The organism is Marinactinospora rubrisoli (assembly GCF_042664915.1).
GTDB lineage: Bacteria > Actinomycetota > Actinomycetes > Streptosporangiales > Streptosporangiaceae > Marinitenerispora > Marinitenerispora rubrisoli.
The window spans coordinates 61,873-68,326 of the sequence record NZ_JBHTBH010000017.1 but is presented as its reverse complement, the minus strand read 5'-3'; the positions used below and the strand labels follow the sequence as shown (position 1 = coordinate 68,326).

The 6,454-nt window shown below is 70.1% G+C and carries 10 protein-coding genes; 5 read left to right on the top strand and 5 right to left on the bottom strand.

Annotated features, from left to right (window positions below; genetic code table 11):
- The 5 genes from ACFQRF_RS26240 to ACFQRF_RS26220 form a co-directional block, all read left to right on the top strand.
- On the top strand, window positions 1-778 hold a 778-nt coding region (locus ACFQRF_RS26240), incomplete at its 5' end, for a biotin/lipoyl-containing protein (protein ID WP_379873967.1).
- Between the two features lie 184 nt (window positions 779-962).
- Window positions 963-1,478, top strand: a complete 516-nt coding sequence (locus tag ACFQRF_RS26235; RefSeq protein WP_379873966.1) for a hypothetical protein — start codon at window positions 963-965, stop codon at window positions 1,476-1,478.
- 40 nt (window positions 1,479-1,518) lie between these two features.
- Entirely contained in the window at window positions 1,519-1,956 is a 438-nt protein-coding gene (locus tag ACFQRF_RS26230) for a hypothetical protein (RefSeq protein WP_379873964.1), read from the top strand.
- A gap of 30 nt (window positions 1,957-1,986) precedes the next feature.
- On the top strand, window positions 1,987-2,826 hold the full coding sequence (locus tag ACFQRF_RS26225; protein WP_379873962.1) for a hypothetical protein: 840 nt from the start codon (window positions 1,987-1,989) through the stop codon (window positions 2,824-2,826).
- Between the two features lie 72 nt (window positions 2,827-2,898).
- Window positions 2,899-3,351, top strand: coding sequence for a hypothetical protein (locus ACFQRF_RS26220; protein ID WP_379873961.1), 453 nt, complete (start codon window positions 2,899-2,901; stop codon window positions 3,349-3,351).
- A 103-nt stretch (window positions 3,352-3,454) separates the two neighbouring features.
- On the opposite strand, the gene ACFQRF_RS26215 is transcribed toward ACFQRF_RS26220, so the two are convergent.
- From ACFQRF_RS26215 to ACFQRF_RS26195, 5 genes are all read right to left on the bottom strand, one after another.
- The gene (locus ACFQRF_RS26215; RefSeq protein WP_379873959.1) at window positions 3,455-3,958 is read right to left on the bottom strand and encodes a hypothetical protein; all 504 of its coding nucleotides are present in this window, start codon (window positions 3,956-3,958) and stop codon (window positions 3,455-3,457) included.
- A gap of 55 nt (window positions 3,959-4,013) precedes the next feature.
- Window positions 4,014-4,769, bottom strand: coding sequence for a hypothetical protein (locus ACFQRF_RS26210; protein ID WP_379873957.1), 756 nt, complete (start codon window positions 4,767-4,769; stop codon window positions 4,014-4,016).
- A 67-nt stretch (window positions 4,770-4,836) separates the two neighbouring features.
- Entirely contained in the window at window positions 4,837-5,172 is a 336-nt protein-coding gene (locus ACFQRF_RS26205) for a hypothetical protein (protein WP_379873956.1), read from the bottom strand.
- A gap of 34 nt (window positions 5,173-5,206) precedes the next feature.
- Window positions 5,207-5,719 (bottom strand): hypothetical protein, encoded by a 513-nt coding sequence (locus ACFQRF_RS26200; protein ID WP_379873954.1) that lies wholly within the window; start codon window positions 5,717-5,719, stop codon window positions 5,207-5,209.
- 248 nt (window positions 5,720-5,967) lie between these two features.
- Window positions 5,968-6,414 (bottom strand): DUF4913 domain-containing protein, encoded by a 447-nt coding sequence (locus tag ACFQRF_RS26195; RefSeq protein WP_379873953.1) that lies wholly within the window; start codon window positions 6,412-6,414, stop codon window positions 5,968-5,970.
- Window positions 6,415-6,454: the final 40 nt, after the last annotated feature.

Here is a 6,454-nt window from a genome sequence, read left to right as displayed (position 1 = left end):
CCACGGCCACTCCCTCGAATTCCGCATCAACGCCGAAGACCCCGGCCGCAACTTCATGCCCGCCCCCGGCACCATCACCACCCTCGACCTGCCCGGCGGCCCCGGCGTGCGCGTGGACACCGGCTGCCAAGCCGGCTACACCGTCCCCCAGGCCTTCGACTCCATGATCGCCAAACTCATCGTCACCGGCCGCACCCGCGAACAAGCCCTGCAACGCTCCCGCCGGGCCCTCGCCGAATTCCACGTCGGCGGCATGCCCACCGTCATCCCCTTCCACCAGCACGTGGTCACCGACCCCGCCTTCGCCCCACCCACCGGCCAGGAATTCACCGTCCACACCCGCTGGATCGAAACCGAATTCCACAACACCATCCCGCCGTACGAGGGCGGCACCGAGCAGGCCGAGCCCGAACCGCGCGAGCGCGTGACGGTCGAGGTCGCCGGCAAGCGGATCGAGGTGGTGCTCCCCGCCGAACTGGGCGCCACCGCCACCCCGGCCCGCTCCACCGGCCCGAAGCCCACCCGCCGCGGCGGCGCCAAGCAGGCGGCGGCGGTGAGCGGCGACGCACTGGTCTCCCCGATGCAGGGCACCGTGGTGAAGGTCGTGGCCGAGGACGGCGCGGAGGTGGCCGAGGGCGACACGATCGTGGTCATCGAAGCCATGAAGATGGAGCAGCCGCTGACGGCGCACAAGTCGGGCACCGTCACCGGGCTGACCGTCGCCGCAGGCGAGACGGTGAGCAACGGCGGGGTGGTCTGCGAGATCAAGGCATCCTGAGCGCGCTTCGGATGGCGGATCGGTGCGGTGACCGGCTTCGGTCACCGCACCGTTCGTATGGTCAACGCGCATTCACGAATTCGGGTATCCGTAACCCCCTGGACAAAAACCAACAAACTGGCTTCGATAGGCTCGGCGCGGATGAACTCGCGCGGCGTTTCGGGCCGATCAGGGGGAGGTCGAGTTGGGTGCGTTCCTCAGCGCCTTGCCGCAGTGGGTGCAGCTGGGGGTCTGGGGTCTCGGCCTCATCTCCAGTGCTTCCCTCACGGCGATCTTCGGCGCGAAGGCGTACGTCAGTTTTCAGACCGACCGGTCCAGGCGCGCGCTGCTGACCGGGAAATTGCCCAAGCGGGCCAAGTACTTTCCGGGCACGAAGACGCCGCTCGCCGAAATCGACCTCGTTCCGCAGAACGCCATCAACGACATCCAGCGGCAGATTAAGGACCTCAAGACCGCCGTACGCCCGGCCGAACGCGACCTCGCACGCGTGAAGGAGCACACGAGCGATCTGGACACCCTCGCGAAACGGCTCGGCGAGCGTTCGACCGCCTACGACCGGATCAACACCGGCCTGGACGACATCCTGAAGGCGGTAACCGAGGGCCAGCAGGCATCGCAGTCCTCCTCGCCGGCTCCCGCCCAGCGCGGCCGGCTGCAGCGGCTGCGGGAGAGCGTCCGCCGTAACCGGGGGACCCTGTGAACCGTGCTCGCGGCATGGACCCGAGGGAGGTCGGGCAGTGATGGACACCGTGATCACGGCACTGGCCGTCACGGCGGTGGTCGCACTCGTGGCCCAGGTGGTCCACGAGTCGCTCATGCGCCGCACCGGGGTCTACGGACGGGGCGCCCCAGGGCGGGACGTGGAGGCGGCGGACGCCGAACGGCTGGAACGCCGGTTCGCCGACGTCGCCGAACTGGAGGCGCTCACCGTCGAGAAGTCCCTGGTACTCAGGGATCTCGCAGCGGTGGGTGAGGAGGCGCCACCGGGGACGGCCGCGCGCACTGCGGATGACCTCGAAGCCGAGTTGGCTCGGCTCAACGGCCGGCTGTCCGACGGACTGGCACGGGACCGACGCTCATCCGGCGCCACCTGGTTCACGCCGACCGCGGTCGCGATCGCGGGCGGCCAAGTGATCCTCGCCGCCGTTCTCATCGCGCTTCTCGCCACGGGGCTGTAGCGCGCCGTACATGGGGGTGATGAAACAGTGGTGACCATCGTCGTCGGCGCCGTCGCCGTTGTACTGACCACGCTCGGGGTCAGCCTGGGCGTCCAGCTCAGACAGGCGCTCGTGTCAGCGGGCAACACCCGTGAGGAGAACCTGCAGAAGGCGCTGGGGAGCCGGGGCGAGCACGATGCGGCGCTGGCCGACCTCAGGGAGGCGCAGGAACGCCCGGACGAGATCCGCCGAGCCAAGACCGCGGAGCTCCACAAGCAGGCCAAGACGAGCGACGAGATCACGCGCATCCAGCTCGACATCGACCTCAAGAAGCCCAGCATCACCGAGAAGTTCGACAAGCTCGTCGACATGGGCTTCCTCAAGACCGTCTACGCCATGGGCGACACCACCGGCGTCGCGGCCGAGATCAGGGTCAAGCTCCCGAAGGAGCTGGACCAGTGGCACGCCATGGCGCCGGACGCCCGACCGGAGGAGATGACCCGCAGGTTCGATGAGTTCGTGGAGTCGGGTGTCCTCACGAAGTCCTATGAGGAGGGCGATACGTCAACGCTTTCGCCCCAGCTCAGGACCAAGCTCCTGAAGCAACTGGATCTGCGGCAACGTCTGGAGGCGGACGCCCGCCTGGAGGAGATCACCGGTCCTCGGCTAGAACGGGTCAAGGCCGCTAGAGCACGGCACCGCGCGCAGGTCACCGGCCCGGACACCCGAACGGCGCCGCAACTCGGCGAAGGCAACACGGCCACCTCGGCGCATGGGCTCGGTGCCGTGATGGGGCGGTTCCGCAACGGAGAGAGCCGGCAAGCGGCCGGAACCGGCGAGCGCAGGCGCGGAGCCGATACGCCGCGGCGCCGGTTCGGCCGCGGCCAGTGACGGATGTGACGGCGTTGCCGCCAGAGTCGGCACCGTCCGTCCGAGGACGCAGTGGATGATGAGGATATGCCCGTGCCCGAACTAGCGCTGGCCGCCGTCCTGGTGGCGGGAACCGTCCTGGCCGCGAGGTCCCTCCGGCGGATCTTCGAGTTCATGCTCGACGTCCCGGACCTCTTCGTGCGCAACACCGTCGAGTCCGCTCAGTTGGACGTCCGTGTCTCCGCGGTGCGCCGAGGAAACGAGTTGCTGGACGCGCACGCGCGCCGCCTCACCACCGAAGGCCCGCCGCCCGACCTCGCCGGTATCCGCGCGGAGGCGGAGCGGGTACAGAAGCAGGTCCTCCGGCTGGACGCCGACTCCCGTGCCGAGCAGGAGCGGATCGAACGCGAGGGCGAACAGGCACTCGCCGTGAAGCAGCGGAACCGCCGCATCGCGCTCGGCGTGGAGATCGTGCTGCTGGTGGTCGGCATCGTGCTCGTCGCAGGCGCCGGTATCCAGGGGGTCTCCCTGGTCCTGGCCGGCTGACTCCTGCCCGTTCGTCGCCTTCTCGGACCGGCTCCGTGACCGGGGAGGCAGAGCCGGACCGGCGGGGGTCGGGGGAGCGCCGTATGAGTCCTGAGAGGGGCTCTCAGGACACGGACCACCTCACCAGAACGACGAGCAGCCAGACCGTGAGAGCGGCGGCGAGACCACAGGTGATGAGTTCCACCCGGCCGAGCGCGGCCAGAGTGCGTCGGCGCGCCGCGAGCGTGGACCGGTTCCGTTCGTCCAGCTCGGCCGCCAGGCGCTCCTCCCGCTGCTCGATGCGCCGGAACTCGTCGCGCAGCCGATCCGCCTCGACGGCGGTCTCCTCGGCCGTCGCGGCGGCCGCGCCCCGGGCGTCCTGCCCGGCCCCCGGCTGGAAGATCTCAGGCCGGTAGACGCGGCGCTCGGCCGCCCGCACGGCGGCCAGCCGGTCCCGGACCCCTTCTTCCAGCAGCCGGAGCCGCTCTGCGGCCGCCCGGTTCTCCAGGTCGAAGCCGAGCAGGGTGTCGGAGGGCCGCCGCCGATTCTCGATGGTGGTCCGCACGATCCAGGCTGTGACGCTGACGCAGTAGACGCCGAGCATCGCCAGCAGGGACCCTTCGTTCACCGGTCTCCACCCCTCACCCGCGCCCGGCGAACGCGCGCTCCGGCCGCCGCGCCGTTCACGCCCGCCCCTTCTTGTGGTGGGCTTCCACCATGCCGTCGAGTTCCCGTCGCGCCGATCCCCGGTAGTCGAGGTGTGCGTCCTTCCTGGACGCCACCCGCTCCAGCGCCCGGCCGAGCCAGGAGGTCCTGGAGGAGGACGGGCGGTCGTAGTCGGTCGTCACCGGGGTCGGCTGGAAGGGCTCCACGTCCTCGGTGAGCTCCCGCTCCTGGTTCGCTCGGGTGACGGGTTCCAGGTGCGACAGGGCCGCTCGGTACCGCGCCGCCAGGTCAACGGCTTCGGCGTTGTACGCGCGGCAGTACTGGGCGACCAGCGTCCGAAGCGTCGCGGGAAGCTCCTCTTGGTCGATGTCGGGCGAGACACGCAGCCACCCGCGTGCGTCTCGCATGAGCAGGGGCGGCATGCCGTCCGCGGTGGCCGTCAGCACCCCCTCCGCCTCGACGAGGCGGTGGTCGATCTGGGCCGTTTCGAGCTGCCCCATCGACACCTCGTTCCAGACGGTGTCGATGGCCGTCGTGTACCGCGTGACGCTCACCTGATCCTCACGTCGGGCGTCCTCCGTGAGGTAGCGCCAGGTCTCGTCCTGGGCGGCCAGCATGCCGCTGACCCGGTTGATGCGTTCCTCCTGCGTGGTGCGCGCCTCGCGCTTCCGCGCGTCCGCGAGCTTCCACTGAGCCTTGTTCTCGCGGCTCAGGGCATGACGCAGCACGCCGTACAGGGCCACGGCTCCGATCACGATCAGGACCCCGGCCACGGCCACTCCCTGCCCTCTGGCCTTGCGGTCCAGCCCTGCCGCGCCGCCCGCGGCGTCGGTCCGTTCATCATCGCGACCGCTCCCGCGCCAGCACCGCGTCGGACCGCCGGATCCATCCGGCGACGTCCCGCACCTGGATCAGCGCGGGGTCGCCGGAACCGGCTTCGTGCATATCGGCGAGTTCCCGGACGCCGGCTTCGCGGGCCAGCAATTGGCCGACGTCCTCGGCCAGCCGAAGGTCGCGACGGTTCAGCCGCTCCCGCTCGTCGATGAGCGCGGCCATCTGCGATTCACCGAGGGGCGCCACACCGCGCCGCCTCCGCAGGCCGGCGAGACTCCGGTGCGCGACCAGCAACAGGGTCATCGCGCCCGACACCGCGAACACCTGGACCACGTCACTCACGTTCGCCCCAGAGATCGGCGCGCGGTTCCCCCCGTCACCGGGCCCGCCCGGCGGAACGCGGCCGTCCCTGCTGGGGCGGCGGGCCGGTGAAAAAGCCGGGCGACCCCGGCAGGATCCACGAGCTTGAGGGGGTGGTCTGCTTCGCCCGCTGCCCCTGCTGCCACCTCTGGATCTCCTGGATGACCTCGGGGGTCATCTTCGTCAGCGTGTCCGACCTCGTCTTCCGACGGGTGTGCGCCTCGTTGGCGACCGCGACGGCCGCCTCCGCACGCTGTCTCCGCGCGACGACGTTGGCGCGCATCCGCTCCGCCTGCGCCTGGTTGTGCAGGTGGACACGTTCAAGGTTCGTCACGAACTTGCTGATCGTGCCGCCGGCCAGGTTCCCTCTGATCTCCGCGTACAGGGCCTTGGCCTTGCTGATCTTCGCGATGTACCAGTGGCGCATGTAATTCACGCTCACGCCGGCGCCGAGCGTGAGCCAGAGCCGCGCGGGGTCGCTCCCGAGCCCGGCGACGAACGTCTTCATCGCCTCCAGGAGACCGTCCATTGCGCACCACTCCGGACCACACGTGCTCACATCGGGTCGAACATCCCCCTTGTTACCATTCGCCCGAAGTCTCGCTCGGCCCGTGTGGTCCCGCGACGCCGAGAATTAACTTCCTGATCACCGTGCGTCCCACGGAACCGGCCGGAGTGGCGGCCCGTGCCGGTCGTCCCAGGACGCCGAACCGCCCGCCCAGGAGGAGGACGACGGCCCCGGCCGTGGCGAGTTCCACCCCGGCGAGGGCCGCCGGTTTACCACTCGTCCTCGAACCAGCCCTCCGGCGCCGGGTCGGCCGGCAGCGGCTTGGGGTCCTGGTGCCGGCGTGAGGTGCACTCGCGGAACGGGCCGGTGTCGCCGAGCAGGATCGTCATCTGGTAGTCGAGGTGGTCGCGGTACCACACGGCCATGCCGGTGCCCGGCTCCCAGCGCAGCACCTCCCAGGCGTGCCACAGGGCGTGGAACCGGGACACCGCCTCGGGGTGCTTCCACCACTGCCGGCACCACCGGAACTGGCCGCCTTCGGGGCGGCAGTACATCGGCAGGAAGCGGTAGGTGACGAACTCCTCGACGTTCTTGAAGACCGGCTGGGGAGAATCGTCGCCGTCGGCCTGCTGGTTCATCGCCTCGGTCACGGTGGACCGGTCGGTGGTGTCCGGCGCCGGGGCGTTGTCGGTCTGCTCCTCGGACGTGGTCGTCATGCGCTCTTCCTCTGGTCGAACTGGTCAGGTCGGGGGACGG